This window comes from Bradyrhizobium murdochi, assembly GCF_000472965.1.
GTDB classification, from domain to species: domain Bacteria; phylum Pseudomonadota; class Alphaproteobacteria; order Rhizobiales; family Xanthobacteraceae; genus Bradyrhizobium; species Bradyrhizobium murdochi.
On the sequence record NZ_AXAU01000004.1, the window covers coordinates 1 to 26472 of the forward strand.

Annotated in this window: 26 protein-coding genes; 11 read left to right on the top strand and 15 right to left on the bottom strand. The window is 63.4% G+C overall.

From position 1 onward, the window contains the following. Positions 1 to 361: 361 nt before the first annotated feature. Together YUO_RS0112655 and YUO_RS0112660 are read right to left on the bottom strand one after the other, a co-directional pair. Complete coding sequence (locus YUO_RS0112655; RefSeq protein WP_028347588.1) at positions 362 to 3520, bottom strand: efflux RND transporter permease subunit; 3159 nt, start codon at positions 3518 to 3520, stop codon at positions 362 to 364. Between the two features lie 9 nt (positions 3521 to 3529). After that, positions 3530 to 4732: an efflux RND transporter periplasmic adaptor subunit gene (locus YUO_RS0112660; protein WP_028347589.1), complete on the bottom strand. Its 1203-nt coding sequence runs from the start codon at positions 4730 to 4732 to the stop codon at positions 3530 to 3532. Between YUO_RS0112660 and YUO_RS47150 the strand changes: the two genes are divergently transcribed. The 5 genes from YUO_RS47150 to YUO_RS0112680 all read left to right on the top strand — a co-directional run bounded on the left by YUO_RS47150 (position 4629) and on the right by YUO_RS0112680 (position 9133). Next, entirely contained in the window at positions 4629 to 4868 is a 240-nt protein-coding gene (locus YUO_RS47150) for a hypothetical protein (protein ID WP_198028032.1), read from the top strand. The two genes, YUO_RS0112660 and YUO_RS47150, sit on opposite strands and share 104 nt — an antisense overlap. Before the next feature lie 59 nt (positions 4869 to 4927). After that, on the top strand, positions 4928 to 5785 hold the full coding sequence (locus YUO_RS0112665; protein WP_028347590.1) for a cysteine rich repeat-containing protein: 858 nt from the start codon (positions 4928 to 4930) through the stop codon (positions 5783 to 5785). A gap of 172 nt (positions 5786 to 5957) precedes the next feature. Next, complete coding sequence (locus YUO_RS0112670) at positions 5958 to 6167, top strand: hypothetical protein (protein WP_028347591.1); 210 nt, start codon at positions 5958 to 5960, stop codon at positions 6165 to 6167. Between the two features lie 216 nt (positions 6168 to 6383). Continuing rightward, positions 6384 to 7523, top strand: a complete 1140-nt coding sequence (locus YUO_RS0112675) for an FAD-dependent monooxygenase (protein WP_028347592.1) — start codon at positions 6384 to 6386, stop codon at positions 7521 to 7523. Then, complete coding sequence (locus YUO_RS0112680; protein WP_028347593.1) at positions 7520 to 9133, top strand: benzoate-CoA ligase family protein; 1614 nt, start codon at positions 7520 to 7522, stop codon at positions 9131 to 9133. Before YUO_RS0112675 ends, YUO_RS0112680 begins: the two co-directional genes overlap by 4 nt. 181 nt (positions 9134 to 9314) lie before the next feature. Here the strand turns inward: YUO_RS0112680 and YUO_RS0112685 are convergent, their stop codons facing one another. Both YUO_RS0112685 and maiA read right to left on the bottom strand, forming a co-directional pair. Further along, entirely contained in the window at positions 9315 to 9824 is a 510-nt protein-coding gene (locus YUO_RS0112685; protein ID WP_028347594.1) for a MarR family winged helix-turn-helix transcriptional regulator, read from the bottom strand. Then, positions 9814 to 10446 carry a maleylacetoacetate isomerase gene (gene maiA / locus YUO_RS0112690; protein ID WP_028347595.1) on the bottom strand — a complete coding sequence of 211 codons (633 nt, stop codon included), beginning with the start codon at positions 10444 to 10446 and terminating at the stop codon, positions 9814 to 9816. The genes YUO_RS0112685 and maiA overlap by 11 nt, the downstream gene beginning before the upstream one ends. A gap of 103 nt (positions 10447 to 10549) precedes the next feature. On the opposite strand from maiA, the gene gtdA reads away from it, so the two are divergent. Continuing rightward, complete coding sequence (gtdA, locus tag YUO_RS0112695; RefSeq protein ID WP_028347596.1) at positions 10550 to 11590, top strand: gentisate 1,2-dioxygenase; 1041 nt, start codon at positions 10550 to 10552, stop codon at positions 11588 to 11590. A 112-nt stretch (positions 11591 to 11702) separates the two neighbouring features. Here gtdA and YUO_RS0112700 read toward each other — a convergent pair whose 3' ends face one another. The 4 genes from YUO_RS0112700 to YUO_RS0112715 form a co-directional block, all read right to left on the bottom strand. After that, entirely contained in the window at positions 11703 to 12530 is an 828-nt protein-coding gene (locus YUO_RS0112700) for an ABC transporter permease (protein ID WP_028347597.1), read from the bottom strand. Continuing rightward, positions 12523 to 13296, bottom strand: a complete 774-nt coding sequence (locus tag YUO_RS0112705) for an ABC transporter ATP-binding protein (protein WP_028347598.1) — start codon at positions 13294 to 13296, stop codon at positions 12523 to 12525. Before YUO_RS0112705 ends, YUO_RS0112700 begins: the two co-directional genes overlap by 8 nt. A 183-nt stretch (positions 13297 to 13479) precedes the next feature. Then, positions 13480 to 14484: an ABC transporter substrate-binding protein gene (locus YUO_RS0112710; protein WP_028347599.1), complete on the bottom strand. Its 1005-nt coding sequence runs from the start codon at positions 14482 to 14484 to the stop codon at positions 13480 to 13482. Positions 14485 to 14586: 102 nt separating this feature from the next. Continuing rightward, positions 14587 to 15951 (bottom strand): FAD-dependent oxidoreductase, encoded by a 1365-nt coding sequence (locus YUO_RS0112715; RefSeq protein ID WP_028347600.1) that lies wholly within the window; start codon positions 15949 to 15951, stop codon positions 14587 to 14589. Positions 15952 to 16058: 107 nt separating this feature from the next. Between YUO_RS0112715 and YUO_RS0112720 the strand changes: the two genes are divergently transcribed. Next, positions 16059 to 16943, top strand: coding sequence for a LysR family transcriptional regulator (locus YUO_RS0112720; RefSeq protein ID WP_028347601.1), 885 nt, complete (start codon positions 16059 to 16061; stop codon positions 16941 to 16943). A gap of 12 nt (positions 16944 to 16955) precedes the next feature. Here the strand turns inward: YUO_RS0112720 and YUO_RS0112725 are convergent, their stop codons facing one another. The 4 genes from YUO_RS0112725 to YUO_RS0112740 all read right to left on the bottom strand — a co-directional run bounded on the left by YUO_RS0112725 (position 16956) and on the right by YUO_RS0112740 (position 19177). Continuing rightward, a complete protein-coding gene (locus YUO_RS0112725) occupies positions 16956 to 17792 on the bottom strand; it encodes an aspartate dehydrogenase (RefSeq protein WP_051379412.1) in 837 nt (278 codons plus the stop codon). After that, complete coding sequence (locus YUO_RS0112730) at positions 17789 to 18073, bottom strand: type II toxin-antitoxin system RelE/ParE family toxin (protein WP_051379413.1); 285 nt, start codon at positions 18071 to 18073, stop codon at positions 17789 to 17791. The genes YUO_RS0112725 and YUO_RS0112730 overlap by 4 nt, the downstream gene beginning before the upstream one ends. Positions 18074 to 18075: 2 nt before the next feature. Further along, entirely contained in the window at positions 18076 to 18312 is a 237-nt protein-coding gene (locus tag YUO_RS0112735; protein ID WP_028347604.1) for a hypothetical protein, read from the bottom strand. 61 nt (positions 18313 to 18373) lie between these two features. Further along, on the bottom strand, positions 18374 to 19177 hold the full coding sequence (locus YUO_RS0112740; RefSeq protein ID WP_028347605.1) for an enoyl-CoA hydratase-related protein: 804 nt from the start codon (positions 19175 to 19177) through the stop codon (positions 18374 to 18376). Between the two features lie 167 nt (positions 19178 to 19344). Here YUO_RS0112740 and YUO_RS0112745 point away from each other — a divergent pair, with 167 nt between their 5' ends. Then, complete coding sequence (locus YUO_RS0112745; RefSeq protein ID WP_028347606.1) at positions 19345 to 20319, top strand: ketopantoate reductase family protein; 975 nt, start codon at positions 19345 to 19347, stop codon at positions 20317 to 20319. 24 nt (positions 20320 to 20343) lie between these two features. Further along, positions 20344 to 21126 carry an SDR family oxidoreductase gene (locus YUO_RS0112750; protein WP_028347607.1) on the top strand — a complete coding sequence of 261 codons (783 nt, stop codon included), beginning with the start codon at positions 20344 to 20346 and terminating at the stop codon, positions 21124 to 21126. On the opposite strand, the gene YUO_RS0112755 is transcribed toward YUO_RS0112750, so the two are convergent. Together YUO_RS0112755 and YUO_RS0112760 are read right to left on the bottom strand one after the other, a co-directional pair. Next, positions 21118 to 21852 (bottom strand): aspartate/glutamate racemase family protein, encoded by a 735-nt coding sequence (locus YUO_RS0112755; RefSeq protein ID WP_028347608.1) that lies wholly within the window; start codon positions 21850 to 21852, stop codon positions 21118 to 21120. The genes YUO_RS0112750 and YUO_RS0112755 overlap by 9 nt on opposite strands. Before the next feature lie 232 nt (positions 21853 to 22084). Beyond that, on the bottom strand, positions 22085 to 22753 hold the full coding sequence (locus tag YUO_RS0112760) for an alpha/beta hydrolase family protein (RefSeq protein WP_028347609.1): 669 nt from the start codon (positions 22751 to 22753) through the stop codon (positions 22085 to 22087). Positions 22754 to 22997: 244 nt separating this feature from the next. Between YUO_RS0112760 and YUO_RS0112765 the strand changes: the two genes are divergently transcribed. Next, a complete protein-coding gene (locus YUO_RS0112765; protein ID WP_028347610.1) occupies positions 22998 to 24845 on the top strand; it encodes a di-heme-cytochrome C peroxidase in 1848 nt (615 codons plus the stop codon). Between the two features lie 100 nt (positions 24846 to 24945). Here the strand turns inward: YUO_RS0112765 and YUO_RS0112770 are convergent, their stop codons facing one another. Beyond that, positions 24946 to 25188 (bottom strand): hypothetical protein, encoded by a 243-nt coding sequence (locus tag YUO_RS0112770; RefSeq protein WP_028347611.1) that lies wholly within the window; start codon positions 25186 to 25188, stop codon positions 24946 to 24948. A gap of 240 nt (positions 25189 to 25428) precedes the next feature. On the opposite strand from YUO_RS0112770, the gene YUO_RS0112775 reads away from it, so the two are divergent. After that, positions 25429 to 26391, top strand: coding sequence for an alpha/beta hydrolase (locus YUO_RS0112775; RefSeq protein ID WP_028347612.1), 963 nt, complete (start codon positions 25429 to 25431; stop codon positions 26389 to 26391). Positions 26392 to 26472: the final 81 nt, after the last annotated feature.

Genomic DNA, 26472 nt, shown 5'->3' on the forward strand with positions numbered 1-26472 from the left:
ACGTCGAGCTTCCGTTTGCCGGTATCGATCCCGGCACAGATTGTGGTACGCTTGGCCATCTTCGTCGACCCTCCCTTGTGATGCGAACCTAAAGTTCGTTCAACCATCCGGGTCCCGATGAAGTGCCGACTGCGATCTTGCTACGTAAGACAGCCCTCTAGGCTTCGGTGGGCATCGATCCGATCAATCGGCGGCCCAGCCCGGGTGGCCACCCAGGCTGGGCCATTCCTCACGGAACGATGCCAGTTTAATCCTTCGCGCTAATACAAGGGTGGGCAAAGGCGCGTTTGCGCCGTGCCCACCATCTATCCACTGGTTCGCTCGGTGGTGGACACGCTTCGCTTTGCCCACCCTACGGATCTTAATGCGTCGCCGCCGTCGCCTGCGCACCCGCCTTCTTCGCCTTCCGCTCCTTCAGCCAGTTCTCGAACCGCTGGATCACGACGAAGAACGTCGGCACGAACAGCACCGCCAGGCACGTTGACGCCAGCATGCCCGAGAACACGGTGATGCCGATCGACTTTCGCGCATTGGCGCCGGCGCCGGTAGCGAGCACGAGGGGCACGACGCCGAGGATGAAGGCGAACGAGGTCATCAGGATCGGACGGAAGCGGGCGCGAGCTGCCTCGACGGCGGATTCCAAGAGCGGTTTGCGGTTGCGCACGTGAAGTTCGAGCGCCACCTCGACGATCAGGATGGCGTTCTTGGCCGACAGCGCGATCAGCAGGATGATGCCGATCTGGGTGTAGAGGTTGTTCTCGATCCTCAGCCCGCTCAGCACCAGCATCGGCCCGAGCAATGACAGCGGTACCGCAAGAATGACCGAGATCGGCGCGTACCAGCTCTCATATTGTCCGGCCAGCACGAGATACACCAGCAGCAGGGCCAAGCCGAACGCCCAGTAGATCTGGCCGCCGACGACCTTCTCCTGGTACGACATCGCTGTCCACTCGAAGCCGGTGCCCGGCGGGAGCGTCTTGGCGGCGATCTCTTCCATCAGGTTCATCGACTGGCCGGAGCTGTAACCCGTCGCCGGCAGCCCGATGATGGATGCCGATGGGTAGAGATTATACAGGCTGATCAGCGACGGCCCGACCGCCGGCGTGATCTTCGCCACCGCGCCGAGCGGGATCATGTCGCCCTGGCTGTTGCGCACGGTCAGCTTTTCGATGTCGCGCGGGGTCAGGCGGAATTGCGCATCTCCCTGCGCATAGACCTGGAAGGTGCGGCCGAACTTGTTGAACTGGTTGACGAAGCTCGATCCCATGTAGGACGACAATGTCGAGAAGACCTGATCGGTGGTGACACGCATGGTCTGGGCCTTGACCCGGTCCACCTCGACGTCGAACTGCGGCACCGTCGAGCGGAACGGCGAGCTGACCCGCTGCAGCGCGCTTTGCGACGCCGCATTGGAAACCATCGCGCCCGTGATCGCCTGCAGCTTGCTGAAGTCGGAAATGCCGTCGCGGAGCTGCACCTGCATCGCAAAGCCGGCGGCATTGCCGATCCCCTGGATCGGCGGCGGCGGGACCACCAGGATCCGCGCCTCCTCGATGACAGACAGTCTTTCGTTCAGGCCGACGAACAGCGACCGCAGATCCTCGCCCTCGCCGCGCGCACTCCATTCTTTGAGGATCAGATAAGCCACGCCGGCATTGGCGAGGCTGGAGGAATTATCGAGGGCGGAAATGCCGGCGATGGTGATCACCTGCTCGACGCCCGCGGTTTTGCCGGTGATGTCGCTGACGCGGGTGAGCACACGCTGCGTGCGGTCGAGCGCCGCGCCATCCGGCAATTGCACGGCCACGAGCAGATAGCCCTGGTCCTCGATCGGGATGAAGCCGGTCGGCACCCGTGACAAGCCATAACCGCCGATCGCGATCAGGATCAACGCACAGATGACGGATACATTGCTATGCGCGACCAGCCGACCGATCACCCGGCCATACCAAGCCTCGAGACGGTTATAGACCGCATTGAAGCCGCGATAGAAAAAGTTGCGCTGTTCCGGCGGCGCGGGCCGGCGCAGCCACAGGGCGCACTGCGTTGGCTTCAACGTCGCCGCGTTGATGGCACTGAGCAGCGCGGTTGCGGCGATGACCAGCGCGAATTGCGCATACATCCGCCCCGTCAATCCCGGCAGGAACGCCGACGGCAGGAACACCGAGACCAGCACCAGCGTAATGCCGATGATCGGCGCGAACAGCGCGTCCATCGCGCTGATCGCGGCGTCATGGCCGGACATGCCCTTCTCGATATTATGGGCTGCGCCTTCGACCACGACGATAGCGTCGTCAACCACGATGCCGATTGCGAGTACGATCGCAAACAGCGTCGAGATGTTGACGGTAAAGCCGAGCGCCGCCATCGCTGCGAACGCTCCGACGATCGTCACCGGCACGGTGGTCGCCGGCACCAGCATCGCGCGCCAGTCCTGCAGGAAGATCAGGATCACGACGAGCACAAGCAAGCCGGCCTCGATCAGCGTCTTGTAGACCTCGTTGATCGATTCGGAGACGAACTTGGTGGTGTTGAATGGCGTGTCGTACTTGATGTCCTGTGGGAATCCCTTCGCCAACTCCGCCATTTTTCTCTGGACCGCCTGCTCGACCTCGAGCGCGTTGGCGCCCGGCGACTGGAACACGCCGATGCCGGTGGCCGGCTTGTTATTGAGCGAGAACATCTGGCTGTAGGTCTGGGCGCCGAGTTCAACCCAGCCGACGTCGCGCACGCGCGTGACGTCGCCGCTATTGCCAGTCTTGACGATCACGTTTTCGAACTCAGTAGTGTCGTCGAGCCGGCCGCTGACGTTCAGCGTATACTGGAACGCCTGCCCGGCAGGCGCCGGCGGCGCCCCGACCTGGCCTGCAGTGACCTGCTGGCTTTGCTGCTGGATCGCCGAAATCACGTCCTGCGGCATCAGGTTGCGCGCCTGCAGCTTGTTCGGATCGAGCCAGACCCGCATCGAATACTGGCCGGCGCCGAACACGGTGACGTTGCCGACGCCGGGCAGGCGCGACAGCTCGTCGCGAATGTTGATGGTGGCGTAATTGCTCAGGAACAGGCTGTCATAGGTCGCTTTCGGCGATGTCAGCGTCACGAACAAGAGGATCGCCGTCGACCTCTTCTGCACCGTGACGCCCTGGTTCTGCACCGATTGCGGCAGTTGCGAGAGCGCGCTCGAGACCCGATTCTGCACCAGCACCTGCGCGAAGTTGAGGTCGGTGCCGATCTTAAAGGTGACCGTCAGCGAATAGGAGCCATCGGCGCCGCTGTAGGACTGCATGTACAGCATGTCCTCGACGCCGTTGACCTGCTGCTCGATCGGCAGCGCTACTGTATCGATCACGGTTTTCGCGCTGGCGCCGGGATAGCGTGTAGTGACCTGCACCGTGGGCGGCACAACGTCGGGATATTGCGCAACCGCGAGCCGGAACAGGCAGACGCCGCCGATCAAAATCATCAGGATCGCGATGACGTTGGAAAGAACGGGCCGCTCGATGAAAAATTTTGAAATCATGGCCGGCTCCTACTTGGCCGACGCTGGCTGCGCTTCGACTACTTTCACTTGCGGATCGACCTTCTGGCCAGGTATCGCACGCAGCAGCCCGGCGGTAATCACGCGGTCGTCGGGCTTGAGGCCTTCCTCGATGACGCGTAGTTCGCCTTCCAGCGGTCCGACGCGCACCTTGCGCTGCTCAACGACATTTTCGCCGTTCACGACCAGCACATAACGGCCGGACTGATCGCTGCCGAGCGCGACGTCGGGCACGAGCAGCGCGTTCTGCACCTGGTCCAAAGGCACGCGAATTCGGACGAAGAAGCCCGGCAGCAGCGCGCGGTCCGCGTTGGGCAGCACGCCGCGCACGGGCAGCGTGCCGGTCGACTGATTCAGCGTCGTGGCGGCATAGTCGAGCTTGCCGTTGTGCGGAAAGCCGGTCTCGGTCTGCAATCCGACCTCGATCGGCACTTGCCTGAGATCATCGGGCGTCAGGCCGCGCCGGCGCGCTTCCTCGCGGATCCGCAGCACGTCCTGTTCGTTGACGTTGAAATTCACATAGATCGGGTCGAGCGCCACGATGGTGGCGAGTTGCGTCGGCGACGAGGCGCCGACGAGTTCGCCGACGGAGACGAGATGCGCGCTGACGACGCCGTCGAACGGCGCGACCACATTGGTGTAGCCGTAGTTAACTGCCGCGATCTTGGTATTGACCTGGGCCTGCAGCAGGCTCGCCTGCGCATTGTCGCGGGCCGCGGTGGAATTATCCAGCGTGGCCTGGGAAACGGCCTGCCGCTGCACCAACTCCTGCTGGCGCTTGAAATCCGCCTCGGTCTGTCGCACCGAAGCCTGCGCGCCGGATTCCGCGGCCTGCGCCTGTTCGAGCTTCAGCTTGTAAGTGTCCGGCTCGATCGTGAACAGGGATGTGCCTTCTTTGACGTAGGCGCCGTCCGTGTAGTTGATCGATTGCAGAAAGCCCTGCACGCGCGCGACCAGATCGACATTCTTGATCGCCGCCGTATTGCCGGTCGCTTCCAGATAGCGCGTGAAAGGCCGTTGCAGGGGCGGTGCAACTTCGACTTTCGGCGGCGGAGGCGGGACAAAAGTATTTTGTTCGCAGGCACTTAAGATGCCCATCGCAGCAATGGCGAAAGCTGCGCGGCAGGCGGCAGCGCCTTTTTGCGCGGCGGTGCCGTGTGATCTCAGGCGTGCAGGCGAACGCCAAGCCTTCATTTTTGGTGCCTCAATCGGTCTTGTTTCTGGAAAAGGCTTTAATCAGAAATCGGCTTTCCGCCATCCCATGAAAATAGCAACAATCCGCTTGCGGCGGAACTGGAAAGCGAAAATGATACGACCCGATTTTTTCTGAAAGCACATTTCACTTCGGTTGGAGCGGCGGCTTCCGGCGACGACAAAGGATTTATTCAAATGATCAACACGGTGACGCGCGCGAGAAAGCTTGGACCGTTACTGGCAGCCGCGACATTCGCAATTGCAGCACCCGTACTTGCGCAGGCGCCGAGCCAGGCGCAACGCGACGCGATCAAGTCGCAGTGTCGTTCGGACTATATGGCGCGTTGCTCCAGCGTGCCGCCGGGCGGCGAGGCCGCGCTGCAATGCCTGCAGAAGAACATGTCGAGCCTCTCATCGGGCTGCCAGAGCGCGGTGCGCGCGGTGGAAGCACCGGCAGCCGCGCCTGCCAAGCCGGCGGAGACGGCTAAGCCCGCCGAACCCGCCAAGCCGGCCGAGACAGCAGCACCGAAATCCGCAGCGCCTGCTGCCGCAACGGCGGCGCCGGCCAAGTCCGCTGAGCCAAAGACTGCCGCTGCCCCTCCTGCCGGACAACCGTCCAGCGCCCAGATCTCCGCGATCCGCAGCGCATGCCGCTCCGACTATCCGAAGGTCTGTGCTGGCGTGCCGACCGGCGGCGCGCCGGCACTGCAGTGCCTGGAAAAGAACAAGGCCAAGCTTTCAGCCGGCTGCGAGAAAGCCGTCTCCGCCGCGAGCGGCGGTGGCGCGGCACCTGCCGCAGCAGTCGCTGCTCCGGCCGCAGCGGGAGCCGCGGCTACCGCTGCGCCGGCGGCGGCGCCGATCACGATCGTGCTGCGGCCGATGCGCCCCCGTGAAGAGCTGTTCGTGCTGCGCTCGGCCTGCGGCGCGGACGTGCGCACGATTTGCGGCGGTGTGCCCGCTGGCGGCGGCCGGATCGTGCAGTGTCTTGCAACCAATGCCGCCCAACTTTCGCCGGCCTGCAAGGACGTGCTGTCACAATTCGCGGCGCGATAATCACAAGGATGCAGCCTGCCTGATCTGCGGACAATCCGTTCAACGACCGGCAACCCAAACAAGATCGTCGTCCGTGTACGCCGTGAGAAGCATCCGCAGAACTTTTTCCAAGAAACTTTGAAAGAGAGACTTTCGAGACTGAGCATCAACAGTACAAGTTCGGGAGACCGACATGCGTTATTTGCTGATCATTGCATCCGCCCTCTTCGCGTTCGGCACCACCATGACCTTTGAATCGACTGAAGCCAACGCCGCTGTATGCGCCAAGGGCGTCTATCGCGCCGGCTGCGCCGGAGCGCGCGGCGCGGTCGTCGTCCGCAAACCGGCGGTAGTTTGCAGGACCGTGTGGGTGAACGGCGCGAAGGTTCGGCGCTGCACCTGAGCCCGAAGCTTCGATCAAGCCAGAGTTGCCGCAGACCGGACAACCGTTCGCGGACAGAACCGGCGGGCGAAACCGGGCCATTGGGCGCTCGGTCCTGACACGATCGGGACCAGACGCCAGCTGCCTTCCCTCATCATTTTTCTGTAGCGCAAATATCCAGCACGGATTAGTCTCCCCATCCAAATTAGTAAGTATACTGTCGATTGGGAGGAAGACGTGCGTATCGCCGTCATTGGCGGAGGCCCCGGCGGCCTCTATTTCGCCTATCTCTGGAAGCGCCGTCATCCGGACGCGCAAATCGATCTGTTCGAGCAGAACCCCGAAGGCGCGACCTGGGGGTTTGGCGTGGTGTTCTCCGAACAGGCGTTGGAATTCTTGCGCGCCGACGACCCCGAGACGGTCGATGCCATCACACCACGGATGGAGAGCTGGAAGAACATCACGCTCAATTTGCGTGGTGAGAGTGTCGAGATCGACGGCGTCGGCTTCTCCTCGATCGGCCGGCTCGAACTATTGACCATCCTGCAGCAGCGCGTGCGTGCGGCAGGCGTGGCGGCGCGATACGACACCACGATCCAGTCGATCGACGAACTCGCCGGATACGACCTGATCGTTGCAGCCGACGGTCTGAACTCGCTGGTGCGGCGCGGGTTTGAGAAAGAATTCGGCGCCTCGGTTTGGCACTCGACCAACAAATTCGCCTGGTACGGCACCAGCAAGCGCTTTGCTACGCTGTCGCAGACGTTCGTGAAGACCGATCTGGGGTTCTTCAACGCGCATCACTATCGCTATTCGCCCGCCATGAGCACGTTCCTGGTCGAATGCGATGCGGCGACCTGGCAGGCCTATGGCTTCGAGCACAAGACGATCGAACAGTCGCAGGCGATCTGCGAGGAAATATTTGCGGATACTCTCGACGGGCACTCGTTGGTCTCGAACAAATCAGTGTGGCGCAATTTTCCCTGGATCTGGAACGAGAATTGGTCGCACGGCAACATGGTGCTGATCGGCGACGCCCTGCACACCGCGCATTTCTCGATCGGCTCAGGCACGCGGCTCGCCATCGAGGACGCGATCGCGCTAACCAAGGCGCTGGAGGCGGAGAACGCTATTCCCGCAGGCCTCGCCCGTTACCAGACCGAACGCAAGCCGATCGTGCAGAAGCTGGTGACCGCGGCGCGCACCAGCGCCGACTGGTACGAACATTTCCCCGAACACATGAAGCTCCATCTGATGGATTTTGCCTACAGCTACATCACCCGCTCCGGGCGGATCGCCGACGCGCGGCTGCGCGCGATGTCGCCGGAATTCATGACGCGTTACGAGGCAGCGAAGAGAATCGGGAGCCAGGCATGACCTCAGAAATTTCCGATTTGGTCCCCCGCGACAATCCGGGCGCGCGCGAGATCGGCTTTGCGATCCCGGAACGCTATAACGCGAGCCGCATCCTGTTCGATAATCTCGCGGCCGGCCGCGGCGAGCGGCTGGCGCTGACCGGCCCCCGCGGTACGCGCACTTATGCAGAGCTCTGCGCGGAGGCCGCGCAATGGGGCCACGGCTTTGAGTCGCTGGGCTTGAAGCGCGGCGACCGCGTCCTGATGTTCCTCGACGACACGCCGGCCTATCCGGCGGCGTTTTTCGGCGCGGTGCGCTCCGGCTTCGTGCCGCTGTTGATCAACACGCTGACGCCGCCGGACCTCCTGCAGTTCTATCTCTCGGACGCGGGCGCAGCGGTAGCGGTCGCGGAGGCCGAGTTTACCTCGCGGTTCAACGCGGAGGCCTGCAAGGATACGCCGCTGCAGACCCTTGTTGTGGTCAATGGCGTAGCGGGCGAGCACGCCGTGCCGAACACCGTCGACGCGGCGACGTGGCTGCAAGGCTTCGCCACCGATCTTCCGGAAGCCGACACCCACCGCGACGAGATGGCGTTCTGGATGTATTCCTCCGGATCGACCGGACGCCCCAAGGGCATCGTGCATCTGCAGCACGACATGGCCTATAGCGAGCAGGCGTTTGCCCGCAGCGTGCTCAAGCTGACGGCTGACGACATTTGTTTCTCGGTACCGAAGATTTTCTTCGCCTACGGCTTCGGCAATGCCATCACCTTCCCGTTCTCGGTCGGTGCGGCGACGCTATTGCTGCCGGGACAGCCGAAGCCGGGCACGATCTTCCAGGCGATCGAAACGTATCGACCGTCCGTGTTCTACGGATTGCCGACGCTCTACACCTCGCTGACCAAGGCCGAGGGCGCGGCGGCAACCGATTTCTCGTCGCTGCGGATGGCGCTGTCGGCGGCCGAAGTGCTGTCGGCGGAAGTGTTCAACGGCTGGAAGAAGCTGACGGGGCTCGAGATCATCGAAGGGCTCGGCTCGACGGAAGTCCTGCACATCTATCTCTCCAACCTTCCCGAGCAGAAGAAACTCGGCGCCGCGGGCCTGCGCGTGCCCGGCTATGAAATCCTGCTCAGGGACAAGGACGGCCGCGAAGTCGCCGACGGCGAGGAAGGTATCTTGTGGGTGCGCGGCGATTCCAACACGCCGCTGTACTGGAACCGGCCAGACAAGTCGGCCGAGACCATTCGCGAGGGTGGCTGGATCTACACCGGCGACCGTTTCATGCGCGATGCCGACGGCTTCCATTTCTTCCGCGGCCGCGCCGACGACCTGGTCAAGATTTCAGGCCAATGGGTCTATCCGCTCGAGGTCGAGCTCTGCCTTGCCGAGCATCCCGATATCAGGGAATGCGCGGTATTTGCGGCCGAACTACCCGATCGGCGCATGACACTGAAGGCGGTGGTGGTGATGAACAAGGGCGAGTTCGACGCGAAGAACGCCACGAAGGCGCTGCAGGATTACGTCAAGGCAAAGCTGCTGCCTTACAAATATCCGCGCGAGATCACCTTCATCGAGGAACTGCCGAAGACCGGCACAGGCAAGATCGACCGCCAAGCGCTGATGAGGATGTAGCGCATCCGCAAACTCGACGTCGTCCCTGCGAACGCAGGGACCCATAACCGCTGATGTCAGTTATGGCTTTGGCTGCAGCCACAGCCTGCCCCAACACAAATATTTGTGGTTATGGGTCCCGGCTCAAGGCCGGGACGACAGCGGAGTTTTTGGCGCGCCTCCCCGTCCCTCGCCCGCCCCCTCACCCCGCCTTTCCCAGATGCTCCAGCGCGTCCTCGGCGCGCAGCGGCACGCGCGAGGCTTCATTGTTGAGATCGACAAGCTGCGTCAGAAGCGCCAGCAGCGTCTTGCGGTCGGCCGGCTTCAGCGGCTGCAGCATCCTGACCTGGGCGCGCTCGACCGACGGCATGATGTCGCGCAGCACTGCGGCGCCCGATTTCGAGAGATAGAGCAGCTTGACGCGCTTGTCCTCGCGCGAGGGCTTGCGCTCGATCAGCGCCTTGCTCTCCAGCCGTTCGATGACGTTGCCTAGGGTCGAGCGGTCGAACGCGATCACCGCCGACAGCCGGGTGGCATCGATGCCCGGATGGGTGTGGATCGCCACCAGCGACGCATATTGCACCGGCGTCAGGTCGAACGCGCTGCATTCCTCGACGAAGATAGAGACCGCGATCTGCTGCATCCGCCGGAACAGATAGCCGGGCGCGGTATAGACCGCGTCCATCGTGATCGGTTGTGGCTTACTCGGCATCGGGCTGCCTGTCCGGCGCGGCATCAGTGAATGCCTTCATTTGCTTTGCTGTGGCTTCCGCCTCGAGCAGGCGCGAAAAGCCCGATACGTCGACGCCGAAGCGCCGCGCATTGGCAAGCTGCGGCACCAGGCAGAGATCGGCAACCATCGGCGCGTCACCGAAGCAGAACGGCCCCTTCTCGCCCTTGATCAGGGTTTCGCAGGCGGCAAGGCCTTCGCGGTTGGCCCAGGCCGCCCACTCCGTCACCTTCTCTTCCGGCAGGCCGAGCTGACGCAGCCGGGCCAGCACTTTCAAATTCTGCACCGGATGGATGTCGCAGGCGATGGCGAGCGCAAAGGCCCGCACTTTTGCGCGGCGCAGCGGATCCTTCGGCAATAGCGGCGGGTTGGGATGGGTCTCGTCGAGCCATTCGATGATGGCCAGCGACTGGGTCAGCACCGCGCCGTCGTCGCCCTCCAGCGTCGGCACCAGCCCCTGCGGGTTGAGGGCGAGATAGTCCGGCGCAATCTGTTCGCCCTTGCGAAGGTGATGCGGCAGGTGCTCTGCCGTGAGCCCCTTGAGGTTGAGCGCGATCCTGACGCGGTATGCCGCGCTGCTGCGGAAATAGCCATGCAGCTTCATCGGAACCTCCCTGATTCTTCTGGCCTGGGTTTACCACATTGACGCTACCGATATTGTAAGTATACTGTCAATCTACACGATAAAGAATGACGGGAGGCTTGCCATGGAAGCCGTGCAGAAGACGCCGGAACGCGAGGCATTCTACAAGAAGATCGACGGCGACAATCTCTCCGCGCTGTGGAACGTGCTGGGCGACCTCGTCACGCCGGAGCCGCGCAGCGCCTGCCGACCGCATCTCTGGAGATTCGATTCGATCCGCGACTACATGACTGAGGCAGGCAAGCTGATCACCGCCAAGGAAGCCGAGCGGCGGGTGCTGGTGCTGGAGAACCCGGGCCTTCGCGGCCAGTCCAAGGTCACGACCTCTCTGTTTGCCGGCGTGCAGATGGTGGTTCCCGGCGACGTCGCGCCCGCTCATCGGCATAGCCAGTCGGCGCTGCGCTTCGTGCTCGAAGGCAAAGGCGCCCATACCACCGTCGACGGCGAGCGCACGGCGATGGAGCCCGGCGATTTCATCATCACGCCATCGATGAGCTGGCACGATCATTCCAACGAGACGAATGAGCCGATGTTCTGGCTCGACGGGCTCGATATCCCGATGGTGCAGTTCTTCGATGCTTCGTTTGCTGAAGGGGCAAACGAGGACCAGCAGAATATCTCCAAGCCCGCCGGCGACAGTTTTGCGCGCTACGGCCACAATCTGCTGCCGGTCGACGAGAAGCGAAAGTCCAAGACCTCGCCGATCTTCAACTATCCCTACAGCTACACCCGCGAGGCGCTGGAGCGTGCCAAGGCGCGCGACGAATGGGACGCCTGCCACGGGCTGAAACTGAAATTCTCCAATCCCGAGACAGGCGATTTCGCGATGCCGACGATCGGCACCTTCATCCAGCTATTGCCGAAGGGTTTCAAGACCGCGCGCTACCGCTCGACCGATGCCACCGTGTTCGCCGCGATCGAAGGCAAGGGCCGCACGCGGATCGGCGACCAGACTTTTGAGTGGGGCGCGCGCGATCTGTTCGTGGTGCCGAGCTGGCACTGGGTCACGCATGAGGCGGACGTTGATTCAGTGCTGTTCTCTTTCTCCGACCGCCCGGTGCAGCAGAAGATCGACCTATTCCGCGAAGACCGCGGCAATGCGTGAGGCTTGCGCAGAATCGTAGGGTGGGCAAAGGAGCGTAGCGACGTGCCCACCAGTCTTGCGGAGATAAAGCTGGTGGGCACGCTGCGCTTTGCCCACCCTACAAATCCGCCCTCTACCGCCAGTGCAGCAGCCGCGCTTCCAGCACATTGATAGCCTTCCCCACCGCCAGCCCGAACAGCGACAGGATCACGACGCCGGCGAGGAGCTGATCGGTCTGCATCAGATTGCCGGCCTGCAGCACGAAGGCGCCGATGCCAAACTGTGCGCCGATCATTTCCGCGCTGACAACGAGCAGCAGCGCCACCGACGCCGTAATGCGGAAACCCGCAAGAATCGAGGGCAGCGCGCCGGGCCAGATCACGCGGCGGACGATGGCATGGAACGGCACGTTAAAACTCTGCGCCATCCGAATCAGGTTGCGCGGCACCGCGTCGACGCCGCTATAGACCGAGATGGCCGTGGAGAAGAACACCCCTAACGCAATGGTCGCGATCTTCGGCTCTTCGCCGATTCCGAGCCAGAGGATCAGGAGCGGAAGCAGCGCGATCTTCGGAATCGGAAACAGCGCGGAGATGAAGGTGATTCCGACGCCGCGCGCCAGCGTCGAGAGGCCGATTGCAAAGCCGACGATCACGCCGGCCACCGTGCCGATCAGCCAGCCTGAGCCGATGCGAACGACTGAAGCGGAAACATGCTGCCAGAGTGCACCACTGACGGCGAGCTTGTACATCGCCACTGCAATCGCTGATGGCGCCGGCAGGAACAGCGGATTGACCCAGCCGGCGCTGCCGGCGAATTGCCACAGCGCGATCACCAGCACCAGCGCGATCCACCCGGAAGCGCGGCCACCGCCCGGCACAAAACCCGCACCGCGGAAGGCGACCGGCCGCGGAACGCTCCCGTCCTGCTGGGTATCCTGCGAGGGCGCTCGCTCAAGCATCTTGAACCTCACGCTCGGCATCGATCGCCTCCTCGCGGATCAGCGACCACAACTGGTTCTGCAATGTCAGCAATTTGCCGCGGGCATCAATGCCGCCGCGTTCGGCACGCGTCATCGGGATGCTCAAGACCTCGCGCACGCGGCCGGGCCGGCGCGACAGCACCACCACGCGGTCGGCAAGCCGCACCGCCTCTTCCAGATTATGCGTGACGTAGACCGCGCCCATCGCGCCGTCGGCGAGCAGCCGGACAAAGTCCTCCATCAGTAATTCGCGGGTCTGCGAATCCAGCGCCGACAGCGGCTCGTCCATCAGAAGAATCGCCGGCCGCACCGCAAGCGCCCGCGCGATGCCGACGCGCTGGCGCATGCCGCCGGACAATTGCTTCGGATAGGCGCCGCGAAAATCAGACAGGCCGGTGCGGCGCAGCGCGTCATCGACGACGGCTTGGCGTGCGGCGGCATCGAGCGCGGTATGAACCAGCGGAAACGCGACATTCGCTTCCACCGTGCACCACGGCAGCAGCGCAAAATCCTGGAACACGAAGGTCAGCGGATTGAGACTGTTGTCCGGCGGCGAGCCGCGCAGTTCTGCCCGCCCCTCGCTCGGCCGCAACAGCCCGCCCAGGATCGACAGCAACGTGCTCTTGCCGCAGCCGGACGGCCCCACGATCGCGACCACCTCGCCGGAGGCGACGGTGAATGAGACGTTATCGAGCACGTCGAGGCCGCCGAAGCGGTGACTGATATGATCGGCGATCAGGTCCATGTGGTCCGCCTTTTCCGAGGTCCTTGCACCGCTGCGCTCCCTCTCCCGCTTGCGGGGGAGGGCTGGGGGTGGGGGTGTTTCCACATAAAGAGTATTCGCCGAGTGGATAAANNNNCNCCCGCCGCGCTCTTTACGAAGCGCGTCGACCTCCCCCGCAAGCGGGAGAGGTAAGCAAGAACACCCTCAATCCGCCTTCACATATTCCTTCGCGATGATCGCATCCGCGGCAAATCCCTTGTCGACAAAGCCCTGCTCCTGCAGCCACGCGATCTGGTTATCGACGTTCTTGACGTCGAGCTTGCCGTCGGGATCGATATAGGCGCAATTGCCGACCACCTGTTCGACCGGCAAATTGGTGTATTTGGCGATGATCTCGAGTAGCGGTTTTGTCTTGTCGTTGATCTCGGCCTTGCCGTCCTTCACGGAGGCCAGGATCACGTCATGATATTCGCGGTCGGCGCGCACCAGCGCGCCTAGCAGCTTCGTCACCAGCGCCTTGTTGGCAAGCGTCTTCGGTGAAGCAAACACCGCGCCTAACTGCCAAGGCGTCTCGTCGCCGACCCAACCAAGAAACTTGGCGCCACCGGAATCCGCCAGCGCCCGTGCGGTCGATATCGGCAGCAAGGCCGCATCGACGGTTTCGCCCTTCAGCGCCGCGGCGGCATTGGACAGCGACTGCAGCGGCATCACCTTCACGTCCGCAAGCTTGAAGCCGTATTTGTCGGCGAGCAGCCCCAGCGAATAGTGAAAGCTGGAGCCGACCTGCGTCACCGCGATGCGCTTGCCGGCGAGATCCTTCGGCGTCTTCAACCCCGCGGCATAGGCGTTGTTGCTGGCAAAATAGCCGATCAGCGGATAGCCGGCCTTCTCACGGCTCATGCCGCCGATCACCTTCAGCGTGCCCTTGCCGGCGAGATTATAGAGCCCGGCGGTGAATGCCGTGATGCCGAAATCGACGTCGCCGGAGGTGGTCGCCACCGCGATCGGCTGCGCTGCATCGAAGAATTTCAGCTCGATGTCGAGCCCGGCCTCGCGGAAATAGCCCCTGTCCTGCGCGATGAATACCGGCGCCGAGGATGACAGCCGCAGCACGCCGATTTTTGCTTTGAGCGCATCATCGGCCCGTGCAACCCCGCCCGCCGCCATCGCCAACAGGCCCGCCAGCGCGAGCCGCGCAAACTTCATCATCCTATTTCCTCCGCCTCTTATTTTTCGCACGCTATCCACTTGCGTCGTCCCTGCGAACGCAGGGACGACATAAACACATTCATCCTCCGGCGTGCACGGCTTTCATAACCCCTCGGGCATCGCCTGGTCCCGCCCGATGAACGCCCCCTGTTGTTTCAACGTTTGTTGCAACTTTTCAACGGCAATGTCGCGCGGAATCGTATTGCCTGATAGCGCCAATGCCGCGGCGAGACCGGCCGCCTCCCCCATCGCAAAGCACGCGCCGGAGACGCGCGCCGCCGATTGGCCCTCATGGGTCATCGAGGCGCAGCGCCCGGCCACCAGCAGATTGTCTATGCCCTCAGGCACCAGCATGCGATACGGCAATTCGTTAAAGCCGCGCGATTCCGGGATCGGCGGAAACTTGAAGACGACGTCGCCGGCGACATGCTGCTCCATCGGCCAGCCATTGACACCGATGGAATCCTCGAACGAGGCGCAGCCGAGCACATCCTCGCCCGACAGCATGTAGTCGCCGATCACCCGCCGCGTCTCGCGGATGCCGAGCTGCGGCGGCAGGTCGACGATGTAGGATTTTTCGAAGCCGGGCACGGTGCGCAGGAATTCGAACGCCTGCACGGCCTGACGGCGGCCTTCGATCTCGCCGCGTGTCATCTGATCGGGATCGATGCCGCTGACTGCGCTGCCGTCCTCGCGCGCAAGCTGGGTGAAATTGACCCGCCATTCGATTGCCGAACGCTGCGGCCGCACGATCGCGGACTTGCGTGGAAAACGATGCGTGCCCGCGGCTTCGGCCTTTTCCATCAGCGCCGGAATCGTCCGCCACGCCTCGCCCGCCCTTTCCGGATCGATGCCGTTGAGGCGCAGCATCATCGATGGGTAAAGCATGCTGCCGGCATTGTCGCCGATTTCGAAGGGTGCGCCCGCCCAGGCCGCGAGATCGCCGTCGCCTGAGCAATCGATGAAGATGCCCGCGCGCACCGCCTGACGCCCCGCCTTGGTCTCGACCATCAGCGCGTGGATGCGCTTCTCGTCGTCCATCACCACACCGGCGCCCAGTGCGTGAAAGAGGATATCGACCTTGTGCGCGGCCAATAGATCGTCGGCCGCGATCTTGTAGGCCGCGGTGTCATAGGCCTGCGCGAAAATCTTGCCGAGGATCAGATGCGGCGCGTTCAGCCCGTCGAGCCAGCCGATCCGCGCCAGCAGGTCGGACGCAATCCCCTGCACCACCCGGCGCATCTCGCCATGCACGTTGGCATGCAGTCCGCAGAAATTCGTCACCCCTGCGGCGGTGCCCATGCCGCCGAGAAAACCGTAGCGTTCGATCAGCAGCGTGCGCCGGCCTGCGCGCGCGGCAGCCACGGCCGCAGCAATGCCGGCGGGACCGCCGCCGAGAACGACGACTTCATATTCGCCATAGACTGGCACCCGGCGCGCGGGTTCTTCGATCGTTCTGGCCGACACTGGTCGCCTTCCGTCCCTGTTTCTTGTTGCCGGCACTATGAATTGATGCGTAACAGACTACAATCGAGCAAATTGCGCGATCAGCTTTCTCGAATCGTGAAAAGTGGATGGATACGCTCACCAATCTTCAGGCCTTTTTGGCCTCCGCCGAGGCCGGCGGCTTTTCGGCCGCCGCCCGCAAGCTCAACGTTTCGACCTCAGTCGTGTCCAAGCGAGTTACGCAGCTTGAGGACCAGATCGGCATCGCGCTGTTCCGCCGCTCGACCCGCCAGTTGCGATTGACGGAAGCGGGGCAGCGCTATCTGCATCGCGCGCGGGGCGTGGTGGCTGACGCCAGCGACCTGCTTGCGCGCATGGGCGAGAAGGATCGCGACCTCGTCGATCACCTTCGCATCAAGGCCCCCACCTCGCTCACCATCGCCCGGCTTGCCGATGCATTCAGCGCCTTCCAGACGCAAAATCCACGGCTGAAGCTTGAAATCGTGCTGATCGACCGACCGGTCGATCCGGTGACGGAAGGATTTGATATCGCCATCGGCGCGTTCCCGCATTCTTTCGGCGGCGTCGTTGACGAGCCGCTCTGCTCGCTGAAGCGATTGCTATGCGCCTCGCCCGCCTATCTCGCAGCCCATGGCGTGCCCCAGCACCCGCGCGAGCTGGTCGATCATCATTGCCTGAGCTTTCTCCCCACCGGATCAGAATGGACGTTTGACGGGCCGCGTGGCCGAACCAGTATCCAGGTGCGCCCGCTCCTGAGCTCAAACGAAGGCCACGTATTGGTGAAAAGTGCGATCGCAGGCAACGGCATTGCCTTGATCTCGCACTATCTCGTGGCCGACGCGCTGCGCAGCGGCACATTGCAGGCGGTGCTGCCGGATTTTGTGATTCCTGAACTGTGGGTCAAGGCTGCCATTCCCGAGCGGCGGGTGAATGCCGCGGCCGTCCAGGCGCTGCTGCAGCATTTGAGACGCGCTCTCTCGCCGGCGCTGTGAGCGCGGAAGGCGTTACGTTCCGACCTGCAGCGGCGAAGTCAGCTTGCGCAGCGCCGCAATTACCGAGAGCGCGGTGATGCGGCCGGTCTTCGGATTTTCCGATGGGATGTTCTCGATCGACATCGTGAACGAGGCCGAGTCGGATTCGACCTTGATCTGATGGCAATTCCGCGTCACCGCCGGATCGGCCCAGATTTCGATCGTCGTGCGATCGGGCCCAATGCCGGCCAGCGACAACGCTGCCACGACATTGACATTGGCGGGAAAGGCGGCAGCCGCATCGCGCGCCGAGCCCTTGAAGACACACAGCGCCGATGTCAGGCCCTCCATGGAGATCCCGTTCTCGACGAGATAAGGCGCGCCGGCAAGACCTCGGGGCGGCTTGCGCGTGACCATTTGCACCGAGGTGATGGTTCCCTCGGCAGCGGCGCAAACCGCATCGAAACCGATCAAGGCGCCGGTCGGCACGATGATCTGACCGCCGTGCGCGCGGGCAAGATCGACGAGATCAGGTCGCGGCAACAGCGCGCTGGCGCTCAGCACCATCACCTGCTTGCCGGCGGTGAGCATCGGCCGGCAGATTTGATCGAGAATCGCCGCCGGCGCGCATTCGACGACGAGGTCAGCATATTCGGGCAAGTCATCGAGTGCGATCAGCGGGCAGGAGACGCCTTCACGATCGAGCCATGCTTGCGCCTTCGCCTGATCCCTCGTCGTGATCGCCGCGAGCGAGAGGCCCGGCAAACCATGCGCCAGCTTGCGCGCGACGGTTCGACCGATCTCGCCCAGTCCGGCAATGGCGATGCGTTTGGATGGCAAGCTGTGGCGCTCCTGTGATCGCGGCGTCATTCGCGTTCTCGATCCTGTGCCGCATGGAATACGCCGAGGATCAGCACCTCGTCAGGATCGGCCGCGCCGGTTTGATAGACAATAATATAGGGCAAGCCGCGTACTACCCATTCATGGGTACCGGCTACACGACCGGCATGTCCCATACGCGGAAATTCCGCCAATCGCTCGGCAGCCAAACGGATGCGACCTACCACCTGCGTGGCCGCAGCAGGATTGCGATCTCTGATATAGCTGTAAATTGCGGCAATATGTTCCCGCGCTTCCGCGGTGAAGCGCAACCTTACAGGCCGCATGACTTCCAAAGGGCCGCCATTTGCTCATCGGTTGCGAGCTTGCCTCGACCTTCGCGGATATCGCGCTGGATGCGGGCGACCTCTTCGGCTTGAGCGTCAGTCAACCGATGGCGGCTCGCGTCCTGCCGCTCCATTTCAAGCAAGACTTCCGCCGCGTCCTCCTGGCGCTCCTTGGGCCAGTGGCGGACACGCTCCATAAGGGTCTCAAGGTCCTTCGCTGTCATGGCTCCAATATAGCAAACTCTTCCGCGTCCGCCACTGTTGTACAGATGGGTAATGAAATAGCTATTTTGCCGTCGCCCCCCATCGCGCCGCCCGCTTCTCCGCAAACGACGCCAGCCCCTCCGACGCTTCCGCCGTCTGCCGCCGCGCCGAATGCGTTTTCACCAGCCGCGCGTAGGCCTCGTCGTCGACGCCCATGCCGCCGAACGAGCTTTCCATTGCCAGCCGCTTGGTTTCGGCCAACGCTTCGGGGCCGTTGGCGAGCAGTTGCTCGACGACCTTCGCGCCTGCCATTTCCAGCTCCGCCAGCGGCACCACCTCATGCACCAGCCCGATGCGGCGGGCCTCTTCCGCGCCGAACCGTTCGCCGGTCAGCGCGTAGCGGCGGACCTGGCGGACGCCGATGGCGTCGCAGAGTTGCGGAATGATGATTGCGGCGGTGAGGCCCCAGCGCACTTCCGTGATCGAGAACAGCGCATTGTCGGCGGCGATCACGACGTCGCATGCCGAGATCACACCGGTGCCGCCGCCGAAGCAGCCGCCCTGCACCAGCGCGACCGTCGGGATCGGCAGCGTGTTCAACCGCTGCACGGCCTCGAACGTCGCGCGCGACACCGCTTCGTTCTCCGCGGCCGATTTCGGCCGCACGCCGTTGATCCATTTCAGGTCGGCGCCGGCCTGAAAATGCTTGCCATGGCCCTTGAGCACGACGACGCGAAGATTTTGCTTCGTGCCGAGATCGTCCATCGCCGCGAGCACGCCGCCGATCAGTCCGCCGTCATAGGCGTTGTTCACCTCGGGGCGATTGAGCGTGACGGTGGCGACGCCGCGCGCGTCAAGATTCCATAAAACCGGATTGGCAGTCATTCGGCGGTCCTCTCGTACTCGTTGTCGGCGGCACTATGCCGAGACAACGGAAGGTGATCCATCCCTTTTCGCCATAGCAGTGATGCAAACCGCGTCACCGGTTGCATACGGTTGCGTGCTTGTGGAAACTGAAGCTCGGACGATCCCTTCAGCAGGATATCCACTCCATGCGGATTTGCGTTTTCGGTGCGGGCGCCGTCGGCAGCCATTTTGCGGTGCGGCTTGCGCTGGCAGGACATGACGTTTCCTGCGTGATGCGCGGAGCGCACCTGGATGCCGTGAAAGCCAACGGGCTGACGCTGCGGGTTGGAGATGGGGAGTTCAAGGCGAAGGTCAGCGCATCCAGTGATCCCGCCGCGCTGGGCCGGCAGGACGTCGTGATTTGCACGTTGAAAGCGACTGGCCTCGCCAGCCTCGCCACCGGGCTGCAGCCGCTGCTCGGCAGTGACACAGCCGTGGTGTTCGCGCAGAACGGCATTCCCTGGTGGTACGATATCGGGGTCTCGCCAAGCCATCCGCCGGTGCCGGATCTGGCCTTCCTCGATTCCGGCGGACGCCTGCGCGCGACGATCCCGAGAGAACGCATCGTCGGCGGCGTGGTGTTCTCATCGAATGAAGTCTTGGCGCCGGGCGTGGTCGCGAACCTGTCGCCCGAGCGCAACCGGCTCCTGATCGGCGAGTGCGACGACCACGCTAGCGAGCGCGTCGCCAAGCTGCGCGACGCGCTGAACGCAGCTTCGATCGACTCGCCCGAGGTTGCGCAGATCAGGGAGACGATCTGGTCAAAGCTCCTGACCAACATGTCGATGTCGGTGCTGTGTTTGCTGACCGGGCAGACTGCGCGCGCCGTACGCGACGATCCTGATCTCGCCGACATTGTGCCGCGCCTGCTCGACGAGGCCAACAGCGTGGCGCAAAGCTGTTTTCCGCAGGTCAAGCGCGTGACGCGCTCCGGCCCCGCGCCCGACCACAAGCCGTCGATCCTGCAGGATTACGAGCTCGGCCGCGCCATGGAGATCGACGTTTTGGTCCGCGCGCCCGCCGCCTTCGCCCGCGCCGCCGGACTTTCGACACCGATGCTCGACATGATGGCCGCGCTGGCGATCCGACAGGCGCGCGACAGAGGGCTCTACAAGACCTAAGAACAAGCAAGGGGAAACCGCATCATGCATGTCAAAGACAAGGTCTGCGTCGTCACGGGAGCCGCGAGCGGCATCGGCGAGGCGGTGGCGCGCGCCTATGCGGAGGCCGGCGCGCGTGGCGTCGTCGTCGCCGACCTCAAGACCTCGCGCGAGAAGCTTGCCAAGGTCGCCGGCGACATCGACGGGCTGCCGATCACGGCCGACGTCGGACTGGAGGAGGACATCAAGGCACTGATCGCGGCGGCCGAGGACAAGTATGGGCCGGTCGACGTGTTCTTTTCCAACGCCGGCCTCTCGCGCAAGGGCCAGGAGACCGCGTCTGACGCCGATTGGGACGTGAGCTGGCGCGTCCATGTCATGAGCCATGTGTTCGCGGCCCGCGCGCTGGTGCCCGGCATGCTCGCACGCGGCTCCGGTTATCTCCTCAACACGGCATCCGCCGCGGGCCTGCTGGCGTCGCTGAACTCGATGCCTTACGGCGTCACCAAGAACGCCGCGGTGGCGCTCGCCGAGCATCTCGCCATTCAATATGGCGATCGCGGCATCCGCGTCTCCGTGCTGTGCCCGCAATCGGTACAAACGGGCATGACGACGCCCGGCCCCAGCGCGGCGCGGATCGATGGCGTCTTGCAGCCGCCGGAAGTGGCGCGCATGGTGATCGAGGCGATGGAGGAAGAACGCTTCCTCATCCTGTCGCACCCGCAGGTCGCCGAATACATCCAGCGCAAGGCCTCCAACCGCGACCGCTGGCTAGCCGGCATGCGCCGACTGCGCGACAGGATCTACGGCGCGCCGCAATCAGCGTGAGGCTTTTGGCGCGAACGGCTGCAGTATTCCCGTGTAGTTCTTCACGCCCGGCGACGCATAAGAGCCACGCCGCGAGGTTGTCAGTTTCAAACCAGCCAGCGCCTCGGCCTGCTTCACCGCTGCCGCCACGCCATCGACGACGGGGACGCCGAATTTCCGCGACAGTTTTTGCGGGAGATCGGCCATGCCCGCACAGCCGAGCACGATCGCCTCCGCGCTCTTCTCCAGCGCGCGGGCAATCTCGGCTTCAAGCTTCGCTTCGGCGCCGGAGCCCGGCTTTTCGAGATCGAGCACCGCGACGTCGCAAGCGGTAACCTGCACCCTCTCCGCAAAACCATAGCGGCGCACCAGCTCTTCGAGCGGCACGATCGAGCGCGGCAGCGTGGTGACGATCGCGATGCGCTTTGCAATTTGGCCGGCCGTCACCAGCGCCGCCTCGCAAATGCCTACCACGGGAAAGCGCGCGGCGGTGCGGGCCGCATCGAGCCCGGTGTCGTCGAAACAAGCGATGATGCCAGCGTCAGCATCCCCTGCATTCATCAGCGCCTGGATCAGGCCGGGCACGGCGAACGCCTCGTCGTAATAGCCTTCGATCGAGACCGGCCCCATCGCCGACGTCACGGCGGATATTTCGGTGCCTGGCGCGGCTGCAGCGCGCGCGGCGGCGCCGATGGTTTCCGTCATCGAGGCGGTGGTGTTGGGATTGACGATCAGGATTTTTGTCATAGTCGCATCGTAGTTCAGAAAGCGACGAGCGCAACCATATCCGTCGTCCCTGCGAACGCAGGGACCCCGAGCGTGAGCGCAATTGCGCTCATCGCAGCGCCGCGGCCTGCGGAAGAGGCACAAGGGGAGACGGCTTTCTTCAACAATGCCCTCCTGTGGTTATGGGTCCCTGCGCCCGTGCGCAATTGCGCACTAGGCAGGGACGACGTCGGAGAGCTTAACTCACGATCGTCTAAACCCATGCTGCAAACGCATCCAGCGCCTCGTCCATCACCGAGCGATCATTCCGCCCCGAACTCTTCAGCACGTGAAAGGAATGATCGGCGCCATCAAGCAAATGCAGCACCGCGCGCGATCCCAAGCTCTTGACGACCGGTTCGAGCAGATTCAACTCCGCCAGTGCGTCGCGCGTGCCCTGCAAAAACAGCATCGGGATTGTGACGTCGGCGAGATGGCTGGCCCGCTCGCTGGACGGCTTGCCGGCCGGATGCAGCGGAAAGCCGAGAAACGCCAACCCGCGAACGCCCAGCAACGGCGAAAGCGCCTGTGCTTGCGACGTCATCCGCCCGCCGAACGATCGGCCGCCCGCGATTAGTGGCAATGAGGGAAAACGTCGCCCGGCTTCCGCCACGGCCGCTCGCACCGTTGCATGCGCAACCGCGGGCGGATCGGGCCGCTTGCCGCCTTTCTCCATATAGAGAAACTGATAGCGCAGCGTCGCAATGCCGCGCTCGGCAAGGCCTGTGGCGACTGTCTCCATCGACTTGTGTGTCATGCCCGCGCCGGCCCCGTGCGCGAACACGTAACAGGCGCGGGGCTGTGGCGGCTGCACCACCAGGCCGGAAACCGTCTGACCGGAGCCGAGCTCGATTCGCAAGCGTTCTGCCGCTTCTGCCGTCATGTGATCTGTCCGACACTCTTCTGCATGATTGAGACTCTATACTGGAAAATGTCCGGCGAACGATGACCGGCGAGGACCCGCATCCCGCGACCCTCAAGGATTTGGATTTCTGGACAGACCTATGGCGCCACTATAAGATGGCATCATGTTCAACCGCACGCCGAGGGCGATCCCGCCTTGCGGCGTTTTTTGATAACAGACCGATATTGCGCGCCATCGGCGCGGCTTTAACGAGGGGCAGGCCATGCGGGGCAAAAGGATTGCAAAAATAGTGATCGCGCTGGCGGTCGTCGGCATCGGTTACGCCGCCGTCAAGGACGACGTCGCCAAGCTCTCGCAGGATCTTCACGTCAAGATCGTGGAGCATCCGACACCGAAGAAAACCGTCTGGCTCGACCAGGGCGTTCCTAAGGAAAAGCTGAGCTGGTTCTATCACGCCGATCAGGGAACGCGGACCTTCGGCTTTCCCTACGAATGGCTCATGGCGCTGGAGCAGCCGACGATTCCCTGGCTATTGTTCACCTCTCCTGGTCTGTTCAGCGATTCCGCCTATCTCGACCGCTACGGCTTCATTGCCGACACCATCATCCCCGGCAAGAAGGTGCTCCCGATCGGCTTCGCGCAGGGCGGTCCGATGCTGGACCCGACCGGCGCGCCGTGGAAGAACCCGCGCAACAAGCAGGACATGACCGGCGTCGGCCTGACCTGTGCGGCCTGCCACACCGGCAGCTTCACCTACAAGGACACCGCTGTCGTCATCGACGGCGGACCGGCGCTCACCAACCTCTTCGCGATGAAGCAGGGCATGGGCATCTCGCTGTTGCTGACGCGCTACTGGCCTGGGCGGTTCGACCGGTTCGCCGAGCGCATCCTTGGTCCGGATTCCACCGTCGACGACCGCGAGACGCTGAAGAACCAGCTCGACCAGGTCCTTGCCCAATACAAGCAGGTCAAGAATCTGGAAGAACGCGTCGCCTCCCAGAGCATCCTGGAAGGATACGGACGGCTCGACGCACTCAACCGGATCGGCAACCAGGTGTTTTCGATCGACCTGAAGAAGCCGGAGAACTATGCCGGCTCCTCCGCGCCGGTGCATTTTCCGCGGATCTGGAACACGCCGTGGTTCGACTGGGTGCAGTACAACGGCTCCATCATGCAGCCGATGGTGCGCAATGCCGGCGAGGCGCTTGGCGTATCGGCTGAGCTCAATCTGACCGAACCGTCAAAGGGTCTGTACAAATCGAGTGTCGACCTGAAGTCGCTCGACGAAATGGAGCAGATGATCAAGGGCAAGAATCCGCCGAACGCGAAGAACGGATTCTCAGGCCTGAAATCCCCGAAATGGCCGGGTGATATCCTGCCGCCGATTGACCAGAAGCTGGCCGACAAGGGCGCCGAACTCTACAAGACCCATTGCCAGGAATGTCACCGGCCGCCGGTGACGAGCGAGGCGTTCTACGATTTCAACAACAAGGACTGGTGGACCAAGAACGAGGCGGGCGAGGCAATCCTCAAGGTCGAGAACGTTCCGATCTCGCACATCGGAACCGATCCCGCGCAGGCTGCGGACATGCTGGCCCGCACGGTCGCGGTCCCCGACCATCTCGGAATCAAGAACTCTAGCTTTGCGTTCGCACTCGGCGAACTCGTCGAGAAGACCGTCAACACCATCTTCGATCAGCAGAAACCGCCTGTGAGCGCTCCGGAGCGGAAACGGATGGATGGCTACATGCCGAACGAACTGCGGGGCGAACTGGCCTACAAGGTCCGTCCGCTGAACGGCGTGTGGGCGACACCGCCCTATCTGCACAACGGCTCGGTGCCGACCATCGACGATCTGCTCGGCGATCCGGAAAAGCGGCCGAAGAAATTCTATCTCGGCAGCCGCGAATATGACCCCGTCAAGCTCGGATACAAGGTCGACCCGATCGCCAACGGATTCGAATTCGATACATCCATTCGCGGCAACTCGAACAGGGGTCACGAATTCAGGAAGGACTTCAGCAAGGAAAAGGAAATAAAGGGCGTCATCGGACCGGAGCTGTCCGCCGACGATCGAAAGGCGCTGATCGAATACCTCAAGACGCTCTAAGTCATTCGAGCTAAGTCATTCGAGCAAGGTCGCGGCCGAGCTTCGCCCGGCCGTCGCCACCTGCGCGCCGGCCTCGCAGCGTCGAATCGAACGGCTGGCCTTAACGGCTGGCCACCAGCCGCAAATGCGGCTTGATCGTTTCCTCAAGCTCGGCCTTGAGCTGGTGCACGCGCGGATCAGCCGAGCGCGCGGCGCACAGCGCATATTGGTTGACCGAGCACGCCAGTGCGCGCCGCTCGTCGGCGGTCCGCGTCACTTCCGGGCTGGACAGTTTCAGCACCATCCCGCCGAGTTGCACGAGCATTTCGTCGAGCGCCCGATCCATTTCGGCAATTTGATCCATCGCACCACTCCCTCTGGAAGGAGTAATGATCGGCGCGCCCGGCCGTTCCCCGCACGCGCTCGGTTAGGGATAACCAGAAGTAAACGGACCGCGATTCTATCGACGCCACCTGCATTTCGTCTTGAAGGAATCATTATCAACTGAAGGATGCGGGGTGCGGTCTGCTCTGGGAAACGCCGCAATTGCGGCGGCCGCGCCCGTTACCTATGCTGCCGTCCTGTTTCGCAACGCGGCCCCCGCATGATCCCGCCGCTCGATCCCGTCGTCGCCCAGATCATTCCGCTGCTGCCGCTGCGCGATCCCGCGACGATGACACCGCAGAGCGCGCGCGATGCGCTCCGCGCATTGGCGGCCTCGCGCGCGGCAGTTCCGCCGCCTCCGGTAATGAGTACGGAAGACATCAAGGTGAAAGGCGCGGCCGGATTCCTAGCGGCGCGGGTCTACCGGAACTCGAACGAAAAATCGCCGACGGTCGTGTTCTTTCACGGCGGCGGCTGGGTTGCAGGCGATCTCGAAACCCATGACCGGCAGGCGCGCTGGCTCGCGATCGAGACCGGCGCCGTCGTCGTTTCGGTCGATTACCGCCGCCCGCCCGAGGTGCGCTTTCCCGGCGCCTTCGAGGATGCCTTCACGGCCACACAGGACGTCATCGCTCGCATCGCCGAATTCGGCGGTGATGCCGCACGCGTCGGCATCGCCGGCGACAGCGCGGGCGGCAATCTGGCGGCCACCACCGCGATCGCCTGCCGCGACGCCGGCATCAGGCTATCAGCGCAATTGCTGGTCTATCCCGTCACCGACGTTGCCGGAAGTTTCGCGGACGCGACGGAAAACGCCTGCTTCCCCTCGCGCAGCGAGAACGCAGAAGGCTATTTCCTCACCCGCGCCACTATGGAGTGGTTTTGCGGCCATTACCTCGCCGACAAGACACACGGCACCGACTGGCGCGTCTCGCCGCTCCGCGCCAAAAACCTTGCCGGCGTGGCGCCGGCCATCGTCTGCACCGCATGGTTCGATCCACTCCGCGACGAGGGCAAGGCCTATGCCGACGCGCTAAAGGCCGCCGGCGTGCCGACCAGCTACTATGACGGCCTCGGCCTGATCCACGGCTATTTCGGCCTCGGCGAGGCCTCCGAGACTGCCAAGCGCGAGGCGCAACGTGCGCGCGCCGATTTCAAGGCACTGCTCGAAGCGGGCGCCTAGAGCATGATGAAACTAGGTTTAATTGCGACCATGAAGAAGGTGCGCTCCCTCTCCCGCTTGCGGGGGAGGGCTGGGGTGGGG

Bases quoted from the DNA above. Each gene is read 5' to 3' on its own strand.
- YUO_RS0112655 (WP_028347588.1), bottom strand. From the start codon at position 3,520: ATGATTTCAAAATTTTTCATCGAGCGGCCCGTTCTTTCCAACGTCATC.
- YUO_RS47150 (WP_198028032.1), top strand. From the start codon at position 4,629: ATGCCCATCGCAGCAATGGCGAAAGCTGCGCGGCAGGCGGCAGCGCCT.
- YUO_RS0112660 (WP_028347589.1), bottom strand. From the start codon at position 4,732: ATGAAGGCTTGGCGTTCGCCTGCACGCCTGAGATCACACGGCACCGCC.
- YUO_RS0112665 (WP_028347590.1), top strand. From the start codon at position 4,928: ATGATCAACACGGTGACGCGCGCGAGAAAGCTTGGACCGTTACTGGCA.
- YUO_RS0112670 (WP_028347591.1), top strand. From the start codon at position 5,958: ATGCGTTATTTGCTGATCATTGCATCCGCCCTCTTCGCGTTCGGCACC.
- YUO_RS0112680 (WP_028347593.1), top strand. From the start codon at position 7,520: ATGACCTCAGAAATTTCCGATTTGGTCCCCCGCGACAATCCGGGCGCG.
- YUO_RS0112685 (WP_028347594.1), bottom strand. From the start codon at position 9,824: ATGCCGAGTAAGCCACAACCGATCACGATGGACGCGGTCTATACCGCG.
- maiA (WP_028347595.1), bottom strand. From the start codon at position 10,446: ATGAAGCTGCATGGCTATTTCCGCAGCAGCGCGGCATACCGCGTCAGG.
- gtdA (WP_028347596.1), top strand. From the start codon at position 10,550: ATGGAAGCCGTGCAGAAGACGCCGGAACGCGAGGCATTCTACAAGAAG.
- YUO_RS0112700 (WP_028347597.1), bottom strand. From the start codon at position 12,530: ATGCTTGAGCGAGCGCCCTCGCAGGATACCCAGCAGGACGGGAGCGTT.
- YUO_RS0112705 (WP_028347598.1), bottom strand. From the start codon at position 13,296: ATGGACCTGATCGCCGATCATATCAGTCACCGCTTCGGCGGCCTCGAC.
- YUO_RS0112710 (WP_028347599.1), bottom strand. From the start codon at position 14,484: ATGATGAAGTTTGCGCGGCTCGCGCTGGCGGGCCTGTTGGCGATGGCG.
- YUO_RS0112720 (WP_028347601.1), top strand. From the start codon at position 16,059: ATGGATACGCTCACCAATCTTCAGGCCTTTTTGGCCTCCGCCGAGGCC.
- YUO_RS0112725 (WP_051379412.1), bottom strand. From the start codon at position 17,792: ATGACGCCGCGATCACAGGAGCGCCACAGCTTGCCATCCAAACGCATC.
- YUO_RS0112735 (WP_028347604.1), bottom strand. From the start codon at position 18,312: ATGACAGCGAAGGACCTTGAGACCCTTATGGAGCGTGTCCGCCACTGG.
- YUO_RS0112740 (WP_028347605.1), bottom strand. From the start codon at position 19,177: ATGACTGCCAATCCGGTTTTATGGAATCTTGACGCGCGCGGCGTCGCC.
- YUO_RS0112745 (WP_028347606.1), top strand. From the start codon at position 19,345: ATGCGGATTTGCGTTTTCGGTGCGGGCGCCGTCGGCAGCCATTTTGCG.
- YUO_RS0112750 (WP_028347607.1), top strand. From the start codon at position 20,344: ATGCATGTCAAAGACAAGGTCTGCGTCGTCACGGGAGCCGCGAGCGGC.
- YUO_RS0112755 (WP_028347608.1), bottom strand. From the start codon at position 21,852: ATGACAAAAATCCTGATCGTCAATCCCAACACCACCGCCTCGATGACG.
- YUO_RS0112760 (WP_028347609.1), bottom strand. From the start codon at position 22,753: ATGACGGCAGAAGCGGCAGAACGCTTGCGAATCGAGCTCGGCTCCGGT.
- YUO_RS0112765 (WP_028347610.1), top strand. From the start codon at position 22,998: ATGCGGGGCAAAAGGATTGCAAAAATAGTGATCGCGCTGGCGGTCGTC.
- YUO_RS0112770 (WP_028347611.1), bottom strand. From the start codon at position 25,188: ATGGATCAAATTGCCGAAATGGATCGGGCGCTCGACGAAATGCTCGTG.
- YUO_RS0112775 (WP_028347612.1), top strand. From the start codon at position 25,429: ATGATCCCGCCGCTCGATCCCGTCGTCGCCCAGATCATTCCGCTGCTG.